Source organism: Microbacterium sp. dk485 (assembly GCF_004570445.1).
GTDB lineage: Bacteria > Actinomycetota > Actinomycetes > Actinomycetales > Microbacteriaceae > Microbacterium > Microbacterium wangchenii.
The window spans coordinates 515,785-532,625 of record NZ_SPQW01000002.1 but is presented as its reverse complement, the minus strand read 5'-3'; the positions used below and the strand labels follow the sequence as shown (position 1 = coordinate 532,625).

The 16,841-nt window shown below is 71.9% G+C and carries 12 protein-coding genes; 5 read left to right on the top strand and 7 right to left on the bottom strand.

Annotated features, from left to right (window positions below; genetic code table 11):
* Window positions 1-17: 17 nt before the first annotated feature.
* The 4 genes from E4V99_RS13265 to E4V99_RS13250 form a co-directional block, all read right to left on the bottom strand.
* Window positions 18-773 (bottom strand): SDR family oxidoreductase, encoded by a 756-nt coding sequence (locus E4V99_RS13265; RefSeq protein ID WP_135117541.1) that lies wholly within the window; start codon window positions 771-773, stop codon window positions 18-20.
* Window positions 770-3,097 carry an NAD-dependent DNA ligase LigA gene (gene ligA, locus E4V99_RS13260; RefSeq protein WP_135117540.1) on the bottom strand — a complete coding sequence of 776 codons (2,328 nt, stop codon included), beginning with the start codon at window positions 3,095-3,097 and terminating at the stop codon, window positions 770-772. Before ligA ends, E4V99_RS13265 begins: the two co-directional genes overlap by 4 nt.
* Window positions 3,098-3,146: 49 nt before the next feature.
* Window positions 3,147-4,244, bottom strand: coding sequence for a tRNA 2-thiouridine(34) synthase MnmA (gene mnmA / locus E4V99_RS13255; protein WP_135117539.1), 1,098 nt, complete (start codon window positions 4,242-4,244; stop codon window positions 3,147-3,149).
* Between the two features lie 189 nt (window positions 4,245-4,433).
* Window positions 4,434-5,612: a cysteine desulfurase family protein gene (locus tag E4V99_RS13250; RefSeq protein WP_135117538.1), complete on the bottom strand. Its 1,179-nt coding sequence runs from the start codon at window positions 5,610-5,612 to the stop codon at window positions 4,434-4,436.
* 54 nt (window positions 5,613-5,666) lie between these two features.
* Between E4V99_RS13250 and glgX the strand changes: the two genes are divergently transcribed.
* The 3 genes from glgX to glgB all read left to right on the top strand — a co-directional run bounded on the left by glgX (window position 5,667) and on the right by glgB (window position 12,083).
* Entirely contained in the window at window positions 5,667-7,754 is a 2,088-nt protein-coding gene (gene glgX / locus E4V99_RS13245) for a glycogen debranching protein GlgX (RefSeq protein ID WP_135117537.1), read from the top strand.
* A gap of 184 nt (window positions 7,755-7,938) precedes the next feature.
* Window positions 7,939-9,906, top strand: coding sequence for an alpha-1,4-glucan--maltose-1-phosphate maltosyltransferase (locus E4V99_RS13240; protein WP_245233230.1), 1,968 nt, complete (start codon window positions 7,939-7,941; stop codon window positions 9,904-9,906).
* The gene (glgB, locus tag E4V99_RS13235; RefSeq protein ID WP_135067040.1) at window positions 9,903-12,083 is read left to right on the top strand and encodes a 1,4-alpha-glucan branching protein GlgB; all 2,181 of its coding nucleotides are present in this window, start codon (window positions 9,903-9,905) and stop codon (window positions 12,081-12,083) included. The genes E4V99_RS13240 and glgB overlap by 4 nt, the downstream gene beginning before the upstream one ends.
* Before the next feature lie 28 nt (window positions 12,084-12,111).
* Here glgB and E4V99_RS13230 read toward each other — a convergent pair whose 3' ends face one another.
* Window positions 12,112-13,512: a PLP-dependent aminotransferase family protein gene (locus E4V99_RS13230; protein WP_135117535.1), complete on the bottom strand. Its 1,401-nt coding sequence runs from the start codon at window positions 13,510-13,512 to the stop codon at window positions 12,112-12,114.
* Between E4V99_RS13230 and E4V99_RS13225 the strand changes: the two genes are divergently transcribed.
* Both E4V99_RS13225 and E4V99_RS13220 read left to right on the top strand, forming a co-directional pair.
* On the top strand, window positions 13,511-14,488 hold the full coding sequence (locus E4V99_RS13225) for a DMT family transporter (RefSeq protein ID WP_135117534.1): 978 nt from the start codon (window positions 13,511-13,513) through the stop codon (window positions 14,486-14,488). The two genes, E4V99_RS13230 and E4V99_RS13225, sit on opposite strands and share 2 nt — an antisense overlap.
* 38 nt (window positions 14,489-14,526) lie before the next feature.
* Complete coding sequence (locus E4V99_RS13220) at window positions 14,527-14,826, top strand: metal-sensitive transcriptional regulator (RefSeq protein WP_135117533.1); 300 nt, start codon at window positions 14,527-14,529, stop codon at window positions 14,824-14,826.
* A gap of 21 nt (window positions 14,827-14,847) precedes the next feature.
* Here E4V99_RS13220 and E4V99_RS18495 read toward each other — a convergent pair whose 3' ends face one another.
* Together E4V99_RS18495 and E4V99_RS13215 are read right to left on the bottom strand one after the other, a co-directional pair.
* The gene (locus tag E4V99_RS18495; protein ID WP_167758129.1) at window positions 14,848-15,009 is read right to left on the bottom strand and encodes a hypothetical protein; all 162 of its coding nucleotides are present in this window, start codon (window positions 15,007-15,009) and stop codon (window positions 14,848-14,850) included.
* Between the two features lie 12 nt (window positions 15,010-15,021).
* Window positions 15,022-16,713 (bottom strand): FAD-dependent oxidoreductase, encoded by a 1,692-nt coding sequence (locus E4V99_RS13215; RefSeq protein WP_135117961.1) that lies wholly within the window; start codon window positions 16,711-16,713, stop codon window positions 15,022-15,024.
* Window positions 16,714-16,841: the final 128 nt, after the last annotated feature.

The window sequence follows — 16,841 nt, the reverse complement described above, 5'->3', positions numbered from 1 at the left end:
GGCCGCCGGGGCCGCTGTCAGCGCTCGCGCTCCTCGGGGTCGAGCCCGTGGGCTGCGCGCCCGCCGTCGACCGGGATCACCGCACCGGTGAGGAAGGACGCCGCATCCGACAGCAGGAACCGGATGACGGCGGCCACGTCGTCCGCCTCCCCCATGCGGCCGAGCGGCTGCAGGCGGGCGATCGCTGCGCCGAAGGCGACGCGATCGGGCTCGGGCAGCTCCTGGAGGTGCCGATCGGAGCGGGCGGTGCGGATGGATCCGAGCGCCACCGCGTTCACGCGGATGCCGTCGGGGCCGCCGTCCACGGCCAGGGCGCGCGTGAGTCCTTCCACGGCGGCCTTGGCCGTGGCGTAGGCGAGGCTTCCGCGCACGGGACGCGCCGCCTGATGCGAGCTGACGTTGACGATCGCGCCGCCTCTTCCGCTGCGGCGGAACTCCCGCACGGCGGCGGCGCATCCGACCACGGCGGGGCGCAGGTTCGCGTCGATCGCGGCCATCGCCGCGTCGCCGCCCGCCTCGTCCAGCCAGACGTCAAAGAACAGCGCCGACACGTTGACCCAGCCGCCCAGTCCGCCGAGTCCTTCCGCCGCCCGTACCGCGGCGCCGGCGACCTCGGGGTCTCCCCCGTCGCCGCGCACGACGGCGATCCCATCGGCGGATGCGACGGGCGCGACGTCGACGGCGACCACCGGTGTGCCGTCCTGTCGCAGCGCGGAGACCAGCGCCGAGCCGATGCCGCCTGCGGCACCGGTCACGACGACGGCGCGGGTCATCCCGCGTCGGGTGCGATCGCGTCGAGCGCGGCGGGACCCTCCGTCACGAGCACGTGGAACTGCGCCGCGTCGATGATGCGCACGCCCAGTTCTTCGGCCTTGCCGAGCTTCGATCCGGCGCCGGGCCCGGCGGCGACGAAGTCGGTCTTCTTGGACACGCTCGATGCCGCCTTGCCGCCGGCGCGCAGGATCGCCTCCTGCGCGCCTTCGCGCGTGTAACCCTCCAGCGACCCGGTGGCCACGACCGTGACCCCGTCCAGCACCCCGCCGCCTTCGGCCGCGGCGCCGGGGCCGGGGTGGCCGGGGGTGGCGAGCTGCGCGCCCGCCGCGGCCCAGCGCTCGACGATCTCGCGGTGCCAGTCCACCGCGAACCAGTCGGTCACCGCATCCGCGATGATGCCCCCGACACCCTCGACCGCGGCGAGTTCGTCCCGCGAGGCCGCGCGGATGGCATCGACCGAGCCGAACCACTGCGCGAGGGCGCGCGCGGCCACCGGGCCGACGTGGCGGATGTTCAGCGCCACGAGGAAGCGCCACAGCTCCTTCGTCTTGGCCTTCTCCAGCTCCTCCAGCAGCGTCACCGCCTGCGCCGACGGCTGGGGTCCGGTGGCGCCGGCCTTCCTCTCCGCGGGACTGGGGTTGCGCCGGAACGGCGCGCGCCGCACCGGGTCGCCGGTCTTCTCGTCGACGCGGGGCTCGCCGGTCTCGGTGTCTCGGACGATCACCTCGATCGGCACGAGCTGCTCCAGAGTGAGGTCGAACAGGCCCGCCTCGGTCTCCAGCGGAGGCTGCTCCGGCACGCTCGGCTGGGTGAGGGCGGCCGCCGTGACCTCGCCGAGCGCCTCGATGTCCAGCGCGCCGCGCGAGCCGATGTGCTCCACGCGTCCGCGCACCTGAGCGGGGCACGCCCGCGTGTTGGGGCAGCGCAGGTCGATGTCGCCCGCCTTCGCCGGGCTCAGCGGGAACCCGCACTCCGGGCACTCGGTGGGCATCACGAACGCGCGTTCGCTGCCGTCCCGCAGCTCCACGACCGGGCCGAGCACCTCCGGGATGACGTCGCCGGCCTTGCGCAGCACCACCGTGTCGCCGATGAGCACGCCCTTGGCCTTGACGACCTCCTGGTTGTGCAGCGTCGCCTGCCGCACGACGCTGCCGGCCACGCGGGCGGGAGCCATCACCGCGAACGGCGTCGCCCGTCCGGTGCGGCCGACCGACACGACGATGTCCAGGAGCTTCGTGTTGACCTGCTCGGGTGGGTACTTGTACGCGATCGCCCACCGCGGCGCGCGACTGGTGGCGCCGAGCTCGTCGTGCAGTGCCAGCTCGTCGACCTTCACCACGACGCCGTCGATCTCGTGCTCCACGGCGTGGCGGTGCTCGCCGTACTCGGCGACGAACGCGAGCACGCCGTCGATGTCGTCGGACATGCGGAAATACGGGCTCGTCGGCAGACCCCACTCGGCCAGCAGCCCGTACACCTCGCTCTGCGACGACACCGGCGGCGCCGGCCAGGCGCCGATCCCGTGCACGAACAGCCGCAGCGACTGCAGCCGGGCGCGCCCGGCCTCCAGCTCGAGTCCGCTCTTCTTCTCCAACTGCTGCCGCAGTCCGCCACTGGCGGCGTTGCGGGGGTTGGCGAAGGCGGGGAAGCGTCGGGCGGCGCTGCGGGTCGCCTTCTCCTCGTCTCCGCCCCGCGCGAGGGATTCCGCGACGACCCGTTCGCGCAGGCGCGCCTGGAGGGCGTTGAGCTCGTCGAACGCGGCAACGGGGATGAACACCTCGCCGCGCACCTCCACCAGCGGCGGATGGCCCGTCCCGGACAGACGCTGCGGGATCCCCGTCACCTGCAGCGCGTTCCCGGTCACGTCCTCCCCCACGCGCCCGTCGCCCCGGGTGGCGGCCGAGGTGAGCACGCCGTTCTCATAGCGCAGGCTGATCGCGAGCCCGTCGATCTTCAACTCGGTGAGCCAGCGGACCGACCGCCCGGCGGAGGCGGAGGTCTTGACGCACCAGTCCCGCAATTCGTCGGAGCTGAACACGTTGTCCAGGCTCAGCATCCGCTCGGCATGCTCAATCGGCGCGAACATCGTGCTCTCGGCGGCGCCCACCGACTGCGTGGGGCTGTCCTGTCCCTGCAGCTCGGGGTAGAGCCGCTCGATCTGCTCGAGGCGGCGCATCCACTCGTCGTAGGTGGCGTCGTCGACGATCTCGGCGTCACGCCCGTAGTAGGCATCGCGCGCGTCGACGATGCGCGTGGTGAGGTCGGCCGCCTCCGCGCGCGCCTCGTCGAGGGTCAGGTCGGGGAGTTGATCACCGTTCGCCACCCGGCCAGTCTAGGGAGCACCACCGACGCCGCCCGGCCCCTTGCGCAGGTCAGGCGGGGACGGGAACCGCCGACACCGTGCGATCGATCGTGAACTGGCCGATCACCCGGGTGCCGTCGTAGAGGACCGCCGTCTGGCCGGGGGCCACGCCGTCGAAGGGGACGTCGGGGACGACGGAGAGTGTGCCGTCCACCCAGCTCGCGCGGGCGGGGACGGGGTCGGCGTGCGCACGAATCTGCACGTGGCACGCGAACTCCCCGGGCTCGGGCGCGCGACCGGCCCACGTGTATCGCGAGCCGGAGATCTCGGCGGTCGCGAGGGCCTCCTTCGGCCCGACCACGACGGTGTTGCTCACCGGACGCACCTCGAGGACGAATCGCGGCTTGCCGTCGGGTGCCGGTGTGCCCAACTGCAGCCCGCGGCGCTGTCCCACGGTGTACGCGTGGGCGCCCTCGTGGGAGCCGACGACCGCACCGGCCCGATCGACGATGGGGCCCTGCTCGGCCCCGACCTTCTCGGCGAGCCATCCGCGTGTGTCACCGTCGGGGATGAAGCAGATGTCATGGCTGTCGGGCTTGTGCGCGACGGTGAGGCCGCGAGCCTCCGCCTCGGCACGCACGAGTGCCTTGGACGGGGTGTCACCGAGCGGGAAGTACGTGTGCGCGAGCTGCTCGGCGGTCAGGACGCCCAGGACGTACGACTGGTCCTTCGCCGCATCCGACGCGCGGTGCAGCTCCCGCCCGTGGGGCCCGTCCACCAGCGCGGCGTAGTGCCCCGTGCACACGGCGTCGAAACCCAGTTCGAGGGCGCGCTCGAGCAGCGCGGCGAACTTGATCTTCTCGTTGCACCGCATGCACGGGTTGGGCGTGCGGCCGGCGCGGTACTCGGAGATGAAGTCGTCGATGACGTCGTCGCGGAAGCGCTCGGAGAAATCCCACACGTAGAAGGGGATGCCGAGGCGATCGGCGGCCCGGCGGGCGTCCATCGCGTCCTCGATGGTGCAGCATCCGCGGCTGCCGGCGCGCAGGGTTCCGCCGGCCCGGGAGAGGGCCAGGTGCACGCCGACGACGTCGTGCCCCGCGTCCACGGCGCGGGCAGCCGCGACCGCGGAGTCCACTCCACCGCTCATCGCCGCCAGAATCCGCATCCTGCCAGTCTACGAGCGGAGCCCGGGCGTGGGCTGGACGGACGGCGGGTGCTCCGCCGTCACCGCGCAGAACTCAGGAGATCCGGGCCTTTCACCGCCCCGGAGCCCACTCCCATCGGCGTGTCTCCTGAATTCTGCACAGCGCCGGGTGGCGGCCGGACGGCCGGGCGGAGCGCCGGAGTAGCGGCGTCAGCGGCGAGCGCGGGCGGCGGCGGAAGCGGCCCGCGCGTACGCGTCGGGGAGCGCCTCGAGGAAGGCGGCGACGTCGGCCGCGGTCGAGGTGCGCCCGAGGGTCAGGCGCAGCACCGAGCGCGCCTCGCGCTCGGTACGACCCAGGGCGAGCACGACGTGCGACGGCTCGGCCACGCCGGCCTGACAGGCCGAGCCTGTCGAGACGGCGATCCCGGCCTGATCCAGCAGGAACAGCAGCGTCTCCCCCGCGGCGTCGGGGAAGAGCACGTGCACGTTGCCGGGGAGGCGCTCCTGCGGGTCGCCGAGCAGCTCCACCCCCGGGACCAGGGCGCGGATGCCGCGCACCAGCGCATCGCGCAGCTCCGACAGCCGCGCGTCCTCCGCGTCGCGCTCGGCCTCGGCCAGCTCCGCGGCCACGGCGAACGCGGCGGCCCCGGCGACGTCCTGCGTCCCGGCCCGGAGCCCCCGCTGCTGCCCCCCGCCGTGCACGAGCGCGCCCAGGCGCGCCGAGCGGGCCACCACGAGCGCGCCGACCCCGACCGGGCCGCCCACCTTGTGCGCCGACAGGCTCATCCCGACCAGCCCGGCCCCGCCCGGAGCGTCGCCTCGCCATCGCGCGAAGTGCACCGGCACGTGTCCCAGCGCCGACACGGCGTCCAGGTGCAGCGGCGCGCCGGCGCGGGCGGATGCGGCGGCCAGGGCCGCGGCATCCTGCACCGTGCCCACCTCGTTGTTGGCCACGAGCGCCGTCGCGAACGCGGATCCGGCCGCGGCCTCCCCGAAAAGGCCCGGATCGATGCGTGCCACGCCGTCGAGCGGCACACGGAGGACGCCGGCTCCCTCACGCTCGACGAGCCACGCGACGGTGTCCGTCGTGGCGTGATGCTCCCCGTCGGGCAGCGCGATGACACCGGGGCGGTCGCCGCGCGCCCACCACAGGCCCTTCACCGCCGTGTTGATCGACTCCGTGCCGCCGGAGGTGAAGACCACCTCGACGGGGTCGCATCCCAGGACGGCGGCGAGACGCTCGCGGGATTCCTCCAGCACGCGGCGCGCGGCCTGACCGCCGCCGTGGATCGAGGAGGGGTTGGCTCCGACGGATGCGGCGGCCAGCCACGCCTCGGCGGCTTCCTGCCTCAGCGGGGTCGTCGCGGCGTGGTCCAGGTAGACCGGCATGCGCCACCTCCCGTCGTCACGCGCCCGACGCACGACGTAACTACTGTAGATCGCATGGCGCGACCCGAACCTGCTCTCGTGCCTCCTGCCCGCGCGGGCCTGCTGGACGCCGTCTACGACGACCTCGGGGTGCGCCAGGGGCCCGAGGGCGGCACGCTGCGGGTGTGGTCGGGGCATGCCGACAGCGTCGAGCTCGTCGTCTTCGACGACGTCGACCTCGACTGGGCGGTCGCGACCCTTCCCCTCGTCCCCGTCGGCGGTGGGGTGTGGGCCGTCACGACGGAGCTGCTGCGGCCCAGGGCGCGGTACGCCGTGCGCGCCGACGGTCCCCCCGCCCCGGGGAACACCTTCAACCGCGAGACCCTCCTGCTCGATCCCTATGCGCGCGGCATCGTGGCCGGCGGGTTCGGCGATCACCGCGCCGTCGTCGTGGACGGCGGGTTCGACTGGGGCGGGGTGACCAAACCCGCCGTGCCGATGGATCGCACGGTCATCTACGAGGCGCACGTGAAGGGGCTCACCAAACGCCACCCCGGCGTCCCGCCCGCCCTGCACGGCACCTACGCGGGGCTCGCCCATCCCGCGATGATCCAGCACCTCCTCGATCTGGGCATCACGAGCGTCGAACTGCTCCCCGTCCACGCGTTCGCGACCGAACCGCGCCTGCTGCATCTCGGGTTGACGAACTACTGGGGCTACAACACCGTCAACTTCTTCACGCCGCACGCCCGCTACGCCACCGCAGAGAGTCGTCGCAGCGGGCCCGAGGCGGTGCTGCGGGAGTTCAAGGGCATGGTCCGGCTGCTGCACGAAGCCGGGCTCGAGGTCATCCTGGACGTCGTCTACAACCACACCTCGGAGGAGGGCGTGGGCGGCCCCCGCTCCAGCCTGCGGGGGCTGGACAACCGCTCCTACTACCGTCAGCACGACGACGGGACCTATATCGATGTGACCGGATGCGGCAACTCGGTCGACACCGCCACCGACGCCGCCGCGCGGCTCGTGCTGGATTCGCTGCGGTACTGGGCCAACGACGTGCAGGTGGACGGCTTCCGTCTGGACCTCGCCGTGACCCTCGGCCGGGACGGCGCGCACACGTTCACGCCGGATCATCCGCTGCTGCGCGCCATCGTGGACGACCCCCTCCTGGCGGGGGTCAAGACGATCGCGGAGCCGTGGGATGTCGGCCTGGGCGGATGGCAGACCGGCAACTTCGGCACCGGTTGGCACGAGTGGAACGACCGCTACCGCGACCGTGTGCGCAATTTCTGGTTGAGCGACGTGGACTATGCGCGACGCGCCGACACGTCCCCGACCGGAGTGGGCGGTTTCGCGACGCGCCTGGCGGGATCGTCGAACACGTTCAGCGCCGAGCGCGGTCCCCTCGCCAGCGTCAACTTCGTCACCGCCCACGACGGGTTCACGCTGCACGACCTGGTCTCCTACGACGTCAAGCACAACCTCGCCAACGGGGAGCACGGCCGCGACGGCGCCGACACGAACCGTTCGTTCAACCACGGCACCGAGGGTCCCACCGACGATGAGGGCATCCTCTCGGTGCGCCGGAAGGCGATGCGCAACCTCCTGGGAACGCTGCTGCTGTCCGCCGGCATCCCGATGCTCACCGCCGGCGACGAGTTCGGCCGCACGCAGCGCGGCAACAACAATGCGTACTGCCACGACTCCGCGCTGACATGGCTGTCATGGGACCACGCGCCGTGGCAGGACGATCTCGCCGCGCACGTGCGGCGCCTCCTGCAGCTGCGACGGGAGAATCCCGCCCTCCGCCCCAGCCGGTTCGCGCGTCTGGGCGAGCACATCCCCTCGGCCTCGGTCATGCAGTGGTACGACGAGCACGGCGAGACGATGTCGATCGAGCGGTGGACCAGCGCGACCCACCGCACGCTGCAGTACGTCGCCGCGTCCACCCCCGAGCACGAACCGCACAACCGCATCCTGCTGATCGTGCACGGCAACGAGGCACCCATCGAGGTGACCCTGCCCGAGCTGGAGGGAGCCGAGCGATTCGTGTCGCTGTGGACCAGCCTCACCGACCGCCCGGCCGAGGACAGGCCGGAGTTCGCCGCCGGCGACGTGGTCACCATGCCCGACACCTCGATTCACCTGTTCCGGGTCGTCTGACCCAAAACGGGGCCGCTTGTCAACCGCCGGCTCTCACCTGTGCCGCTTTCGGCGGCCGGGGTAGGTTCGGATGGTGGCAGCTCCGACACGATCTTCGACCCCCCGTCCGTGGCGCAGCGGCAGCGCAATCCCGGTCCGCCCGGCGACGGATTCCGTCGTCGCGACGGTGACCCCGCGCATCCCGATGGCCGCCCCTCGCCCCTCGGTGCCCGGCGGACGTTTCCGCCCGTCCGCCTACGTCGAGGAGGCCGTGCCGTTCACGGTCACCGCTTTCCGCGAGGGGCACGACCTCATCGGCGTGCACGTGCGCCTGTTCTCCCCCGCCGGCGACGAGTCGCTGCATCGTCTATCGCCCCTCAACGACGGCCTCGACCGGTGGTCGACCCTGGTCGCCCCGCTGGAGCAGGGCGTGTGGCGGTTCCGCTTCGAGGCGTTCGCAGATGATTTCGCTACGTGGCAGCACGCGGCAGAGGTGAAGATCGCCGCCGGCGTGGACACGGCGCTCATGCGCACCTCCGGAGCGCTGCTGTTCGATCGGGCCGTCGCCGACAAGTCGCGCCCCCGCGCCGAGCGCACCGCGCTGCAGGGGGCGGCGCGGGCGCTGCGGGATACCGCCATCACCGACGAGGTGGCGCTGGGGATCGTGACCGACCCGGAACTGGCTGCGTACTTCGCCGAACGCCCGCTGGCGATGCTCGGCTCCGTCGGTGACGAGCTGGAGCTGCTCGTCGAACGGCAGCGTGCCGGTGTGGGCGCGTGGTACGAGTTCTTCCCCCGCTCCGAGGGCGCGCGGCGCCTCAAGGACGGCACCGTCAAGAGCGGCACCTTCCGCACCGCGGCCAAGCGGCTTCCGGCCGTGGCGGCGATGGGCTTCGACGTGCTGTACCTGCCCCCGATCCATCCCATCGGACAGAGCAACCGCAAAGGCCCCAACAACACCCTCCACCCCGCCCCGGGCGACCCCGGATCGCCGTGGGCGATCGGATCTTCCGCGGGCGGCCACGACGCCGTCCACCCCGACCTGGGCACCCTCGCCGATTTCCGGGCGTTCGTGCGGGCTGCGCGCAGTGCCGGAATCGAGGTGGCCCTCGACCTGGCCCTGCAGGCTTCCCCCGACCACCCGTGGGTGAGAGAGCACCCGGAGTGGTTCACGACACTTCCCGACGGCTCGATCGCCTACGCCGAGAACCCGCCGAAGAAGTACCAGGACATCTATCCGGTCAACTTCGACAACGATCCGGAAGGGATCCGCGCGGAGGTGCTGCGGATCGTGCGTCATTGGATCGCGCAGGGCGTGCAGATCTTCCGCGTGGACAACCCGCACACCAAGCCGCTGCAGTTCTGGGAGTGGCTCATCGCGACGGTGAGCGCCGAGTCCCCCGACGTCGTGTTCCTCGCCGAGGCGTTCACGCGCCCCGCTCCCCTGCAGGGACTGGCGATGGCCGGCTTCCAGCAGAGCTACACCTACTTCACGTGGCGCAACACCAAGGAGGAGCTCGCGGAGTTCCTCACCTCCCTCGCCACGGAGACCGACGATTTCCTCCGGCCGAACCTCTTCGTCAACACCCCCGACATCCTCACCGAGTACCTCCAGTTCGGCGGGCGCGCCGCCTACAAGGTGCGCGCGGCCATCGCGGCCACCGCCGCCCCCAGCTACGGCGTGTACGCCGGGTACGAGCTGTTCGAGAACGTGGCCAGGCCCGGCTCCGAGGAGAACATCGACAACGAGAAGTACGAGTACAAGTTCCGCGACTGGGAGGGCGCCGAGGAGCGCGGCGAATCGCTCGCGCCGTACCTGCGGATGCTGAACGCGGCGCGCCGCGCGCATCCCGCGCTCGGGCAGCTGCGCAACCTCTCGGTCCACTGGAGCGACGACGATTCGATCCTGGTGTACTCCAAGCACCTGGATGCCGCGCTCTCGCCCACCGGCGCATCGGACACCGTCCTGGTGGTGGCCAACGTCGACCCGCACTCCGTCCGCGAGACGATGGTGCACCTGGACACGACGCTGTGGGGCATCGCCCCGGGCGAGCCGTACCAGGTGGAGGATCTCGTCACCGGCGCGGTGTGGACCTGGACCGATCACAATTTCGTGCGTCTGGATGCGTTCACCGAGCCGGTGCACCTCCTGCATGTGAAGGAGTCACGATGACACCGTCCACCCTCCCCGACGACGCCCTGCTCGACGCGGTCGCCGCCGGCACGCATCACGATCCGCACTCGGTGCTGGGCGTGCATCCCGCCGGCGACGGCGCATGGGTGATCCGCACCCGGCGGCCGCTCGCGGCCACGGTCACGGCGAACCTCGCCGACGGCTCGTCGGCTCGCCTCGAGCACGTGCGGGCAGGCATCTGGGAAGCGCGCGTGCCCCGCCAGCCCGGGCCGTACACGATCACGTCCACCTACGAAGGCGGCACCGATTACACCGCCGACGACCCGTACCGGCACCTGCCCACCCTCGGCGAGATGGACCTCCACCTCATCGGCGAAGGGCGGCACGAAGAGCTGTGGCGGGTCCTGGGCGCGCACGTGCGCACGCTCGACGGGTCCCCCGGCGTCGCCTTCGCGGTGTGGGCGCCCGACGCCCGCGCCGTGCGCGTGGCCGGCGACGTCAACGGCTGGGACGGCACCGCGCACGCGATGCGGTCGATGGGCGGCAGCGGAGTGTGGGAGCTGTTCGTGCCGGGGATGGCCGCCGGCGACACCTACAAGTTCGAGATCCTGACCCGTCGGGGCGAGTGGATCCTCAAGGCCGACCCGATGGCGCGGTTCGCCGAGAAGCCCCCGGCCACCGCATCCGTGGTCACCGAATCGTCATACGCGTGGGGTGATGACGCGTGGATGGCGCGGCGCGCGCGCACCGCGCCGGTGTCGGCTCCGATGTCGATCTACGAGATCCATCTGGGCTCGTGGCGCCCGGGCCTGACGTACCGCGACGCGGCCGATCCGCTCGTCGAATACGTCACCGCGCAGGGTTTCACGCACGTGGAGTTCCTCCCGCTGGCCGAGCATCCGTTCGGCGGGTCGTGGGGATACCAGGTCACGGGGTACTACGCCCCCACCAGCCGCTTCGGACAGCCCGACGACCTGCGCTACCTCATCGATCGCCTCCACCAGGCCGGGATCGGCGTGATCATGGACTGGGTGCCCGGGCACTTCCCCAAGGATGCCTTCGCGCTCGCCCGCTTCGACGGCGAACCCCTCTACGAGCACCCCGACCCGCGCCGCGGCGAGCACAAGGACTGGGGCACGCTGATCTTCGACTACGGGCGCAACGAGGTCCGCAACTTCCTCGTCGCCAACGCCCTGTACTGGCTCGAGGAGTTCCACGTCGACGGGCTGCGCGTGGATGCGGTGGCCTCCATGCTGTACCTGGACTACTCCCGCAACGAGGGCGAGTGGGCGCCGAACCAGTACGGCGGCCGCGAGAATCTCGAGGCGATCCGCTTCCTCAAGGAAGTCAACGGCACCGCGTACAAGCGCTACCCGGGCATCGCGATCATCGCCGAGGAATCCACCAGCTTCCCCGGCGTCACCGCCCCCACCGATCATGCCGGGCTCGGCTTCGGGTTCAAGTGGAACATGGGCTGGATGAACGACTCGCTGCAGTACATGGCGCGCGACCCGCTGTACCGCGGCCACCACGAGGGCGAGCTGTCGTTCTCGTTCGTCTACGCGTTCAGCGAGAACTTCATCCTCCCCGTGAGCCACGACGAGGTCGTGCACGGCAAGGGGAGCCTCTTCGGCCGCATGCCCGGCGACCACTGGCAGAAGCTCGCCAACATGCGTGCCTTCCTCGCGTACATGTGGGGCCACCCCGGCAAGCAGCTGCTGTTCATGGGGCAGGAGTTCGGGCAGATGTCCGAATGGGCCGAGGGGCGGAGCCTGGACTGGTGGATGCTGGAACAGCCCTCGCACGCGCAGTTGCACGACTTCGTGGCGACGTTGAACCGGACCTATCGCGAGCAGGCGGCGCTGTGGTCGCGGGACTCCGACGGCGCGGCGTTCACGCGCCTGGGCGCGCCGTCCTGGAACTCCAACGTGCTCGCGTTCGCGCGACGCGATTGGCACGGCAACACCGTCGCGGTCGTGTGCAACTTCTCCGGCGCCCCCCTGCACGGCTATGAGCTGACTCTGCCCGAACACGGTGTGTGGGAGGAGATCCTCAACACCGATGCCGCCGAGTACGGCGGTTCGGGCGTCGGCAACCTCGGGGTCGTGCACGCCGACGACACCGGGCGCGCGGTCCTCAGCCTGCCCCCGCTGGGGGTGCTGTGGCTGCACCACCGTCGCGACAATGCGCGCCTCCCCGCGCCCGGCAAGGGCTGAGGGGCGGCACGGCCGTCGCCGGTGAACGTCACCCCGCGAGGCACTCCCCGATGACGCGGACGGCGTCGGGGAAGGCCCCGGGATTGGGCCCGGAGTAGTTCAGGCGCATGAAACGCCCCGTCGACTCGGCGGGGAACCAGTCGTCGCCCGTCGCGATCGCGACCCCGCGCGTCTCGCACTCGCGGGCCAGGCGCGCCAGGTCGGTCTCGTCGGGCAGCTGCACCCAGAGGTTCAGACCGCCGGCGGGGACGGCCTCCAGGTGGGCCGTCGGAAGGTGGGTGCAGACCGCGTCGACGAGGAGGTCCCGGCGGGCGGCCAGCTGCTCGCGCACGCCGCGCAGGTGCGTGCGCCACCCGGGTTGGGTGACGACATCCAGCGCCGCGGCCTGAAGTACGCCGCTGACGTAGAGGGAGTGGGCCTGAAGGTCGGCGAGGATCCGCTCGCGCGCAGGACCGCGGGCGATCAGGCCGGCCACGCGGAGAGCTGGGGACACGCTCTTGGTGAGCGACCGCACGTACACCACGTGCCCGGCGTCGTCTCGCGCGGCCAGGGGCGACGGTGCGGTGGAGATCCCGAAGTCATGGGCCCAGTCGTCCTCGATGAGGAACGCGCCGTGTGCGCGGATGACGCGGAGCACCTCCTCCGACCGGGCCGGCGACCACTGCGCTCCGGTGGGATTGGCGTAGGTCGGCTGCGCGTAGAACGCGCGGGCCCCCGTCTCGGTCAGCGCTCGGTCCAGTTCTTCAGGGTCGGGGCCGTGAACCCCTGAGGCGAGAGGGACGACCTGCACTCCGGCCTGTGCCGCCGCCCCGATCGCACCCCAATAGGTGGGCGACTCGATCAGGAGCGGCATGCGGGCCCCCACGAGGCTGCGGAACAGTGTGCTGAGACCGCTCTGGCTCCCCGGGAGGACCATGACGTCCTTCGCCGTCGGGGCGGCCAGGCCGGCCGGCGTGACGGCAGCCAGTTCCGCTGCGAACCAGGCCTGCAGCTCGGGGATTCCGGCCGACGGCGGTCGGGTGACCGCGACGTCGCCTCGGGCCGCCCGGGCGAGGGCCGCACGCACCAGCCGATGCGGAAGGAGATCTCGCTCGGGATAGCCTTCGTGCAGCGCGACGGCCTCCGGCGAGGTCGGACGCAGGGATGAGGACTGCGCCACACGAGCGGCGGGTGCTCCGAGGGCCGCCGTCTGCCATGCATAGTCGTGCGGCCGGGTCGCCCGCGGCCTGCTCACGAAGGTGCCGGCGCCCGGACGCGTCTCGATGAGGCCCTGCAGGGTCAAGGCGTGCAGCGCCTTCTGCACGGTCACGGGGCTCGCACCATGGGTGCGCGTCAGCGAACGCGTCGAGGGCAGCCGGGCGCCGGGCGGGGCGGCCGCGACCCACGAGCGCAGTTCCGCCGCGATCCGCGCACTGCTACTCTCTCCCATGAGACCAAAAGATAGCGCTATCGCGCGGATCCGTCCACCGCTACACGGCCGCGGGGCGGGGCTCTGGTGGGGTGCCCTCGGCGTCATCGCGTTCTCCTTCACGATGCCGTTCACACGCGTGGCCGTGGAAGACGGGGCGATGTCCCCGCTGTTCGTCGGCTCTGCCCGGGCCGTGCTCGCGGCTGTCCTCGCCGGCGCTGCCCTCGCCGTCACCCGCCAGCGCGTGCCGCGCGGCACCCAGTGGGTGCGCGTGGGGATCGTGGCAGCCGGCGCCGTGGTGGGCTTCCCGCTGCTGACCTCCTACGCCCTGACGGGGGTCGCGGCCAGTCACGGGGCGGTCGTCGTCGCCCTCCTTCCCGCGATGACCGCCGTCATGGCCGTGGTGCGCGCCGGCGAGCGGCCCCGGCCGTGGTTCTGGGTCGCCGCAGGCCTCGGGGCCCTCGCGGCGGTTTCCTTCGCCGCGCTCCAGCACGGCGGCCTGGGCGCGGCGGGAGCGCCCGACCTCCTCCTGTTCGCCGCCGTGATCGTCTGCGCGATCGCGTACGCCGAAGGCGGGCTGCTCTCCCGCGAACTCGGGTCGTGGCAGACGATCTCGTGGGCACTCGTCCTCGCCGCCCCCCTCATGCTGGTGCTGACGGGCATGGCCGTCGTCGACACGCCGCCGGAGGGCACGGCACGCGAGTGGGCGGCGCTGGCCTACCTCGGGGTCATCAGCATGTTCCTGGGCTTCGTCGCGTGGTACCGAGGTCTCGCCATCGGCCCGATCGCGCGCGTCGGTCAGGTGCAGTTGGCGCAGCCGGTGCTGAGCATCGTGTGGGCCGGCCTGATCCTGCACGAGCCGATCACCTGGACGACGATCGTGGGGGGCGCGGTCGTCGTCGCGTGCGCGCTGCTGGCCGTGCGCACGCGCGGCTCGGCAGCGGGACGCCCGGCCGCGGGAATACCCTCCGGGGTATCGGGTTCCGTGGCAGAATAGCCGTCTGCGCGGGCGGACCGCGCAGGAGGGAGGCGGACATGGGCGCGACGGCGAACATGGATCGGCAGCGTCGTGACGACGCCGAAGCACAGGCTCAGCAGCGCAAGATCGTGAACCGGCTGCGCCGCGCTCAGGGGCAACTGGCTGCGGTCATCACTGCCGTGGATGCGGGAGCCGATTGCCGCGACGTCGTCATTCAGCTGTCCGCCGTCTCGAAGGCGCTCGACCGCGCGGGCTACGCCATCATCGCGTCGGCGATGCGGACGTGCCTCGCCGATCCCACCGACGATTCCGTCACTCTCGACGAGCTGGAGAAGCTCTTCCTGACGCTCGCCTGAGCGACGGCGCGCCGCCGCGACTCAGCGTCCGAACAGCCGCGCGAGGAAGCCGGTCGAGGGCGCGCGGTCATGCCCCGGGCACCGCTGGGCGCGCGACACCCCCGCCATGACCTGGTCCACGTGCTGGCCGCATCCCGCCCACGTGGTCTTCCCGCACGTCGCGCATGTCGCTGCTCGGCACATGATCGATCTCCTTCATCCGCCGACGAGGGCGGGTTCCTTCTCGAGGATGCGGTCGGTGTCGTCACCGAGGACGGCGCGGAGGGTCTGCATGCCGCCCGACAGCGATGCCGAGTCGATGCCCGCGTGCGCCAGGACACGATGGGCGATGGCGGAACGCACGCCGGAGGCGCACAGGACGCGCACCGGCCGTCCGCCTGCGTGCTCGCGGACCTCGTTCAACCGGCCGCGCAGTTCGGTGTGCGGGATGTGGAGAGCGCCGGGCAGGTGACCGGACCGCCACTCCTCTGCGCGCCGTACGTCCAGTACGAGCGCCGACGCTCGCACCTCGTCGACATCGTCCGCGTACCACAGCGACAGCGTCCCGTTGCGCACGTTCTCCCCCACCATGCCGGCGAGATTGACGACATCCTTGGCCTGCCCATACGGCGGGGAGTACGCCAGGTCGAGATCGATGAGGTCCTCCACCGAGAAACCGGCGGCAATCGCGGTCGCCAGGACATCGATGCGCTTGTCGACACCGTCACGACCGACCGCCTGAGCGCCGAGCAGACGGCCGCTGCCCGGATCGAAGTGCACGACCAGGTGGACCGGGCTGGCGCCGGGGAAATAGCCTGCATGCTGGTTGCCATGCAGGTGCAGAGTGCGATGTGCCACACCCGCTGCCGCGAGCGTCGCACGATTGGCACCGGTGAGCGCCGCTGTCAGTGCACCCACCCGGACGATCGCCGTGCCGGCGGGCCGGGGAATCGGGCGAGCGAGCCCCGGCCTCAGGATGTCGTCGGCGACGAGCCGTCCGGCACGGTTGGCCGGCCCGGCCAGCGCGACGGGACGTCGGGACCCGGTGATCGGATCGATGCTCGCGGTGGCATCCCCCACCGCCCAGATACCAGCGACGCCGGTCCGGCCATGCTCATCGACGATCAGCGCGCCGCCGTCACAGGGGATGCCCGCGTGCTCGAAGACGGCCGTGTCCGGACGCACGCCCACCGACACGACGACGAGATCCGCGGACAGGCGGGTGCCGTCGGCGAGGACCACGGTGTCGGCGGCTGAGCCGGGCTCGACGGCGGTCGCCGCGACTCCGGCGTGCACGTCCACACCGAGGCGGCGCAGCTCCTGGGACACCTCCCACGCCAGCTCCCGCTCGAGCGGCGGCAGCGGGTGCGCGGCCAGCTCCACGAGGGAGACCTCGAGCCCCTGCGCGGCCAGCGCCTCGGCAGCCTCGACTCCGATGAAGCCCGCCCCGAGGATCACCGCCCGCCGCGCGCCCGCGCCCACCTGACGACGCAGGGCGACCGCATCCTCCACGGTGCGCAGCGTCCGCACGCGCGGCGACCGGATCCCGGGGATGGGCGGCAGGGACGCCACCGCGCCGGGCGAGAGCACGAGCGCGTCGTAGGACAGCTGCTCCACACCCCCGTCGGAGCGGACGGTCACCATCTTCCCGTCAGGATCCACTCCCACCACCTCATGCCCGGGACGGACGTCCAGGGCCAGGGATGCCCGGAGTGACACGGGCGTCTGCACGAGCAGGGCATCGGGATCCTCGATCTCCCCGCCGACGAAGTACGGCAGGCCGCAGTTGGCGAAGGACACGTGGGCACCTCGCTCGAGGACGATGATCTCGGCGTCCTCGTCCAACCGTCGCGCGCGAGCGGCGCAGCTCATCCCCCCGGCCACCCCGCCGACGATGACGATCCTCATCTTCTCTGCTGCCGTGACTTCGCCCACGCGTGACTCCTTCTGATCCTGCACCCATCGTAAGTTATACCCCCTGGGGTATAACTGGGACGGCTCTCAGGGACAGGACGCAGGCGTTTCCGGGCACGCAG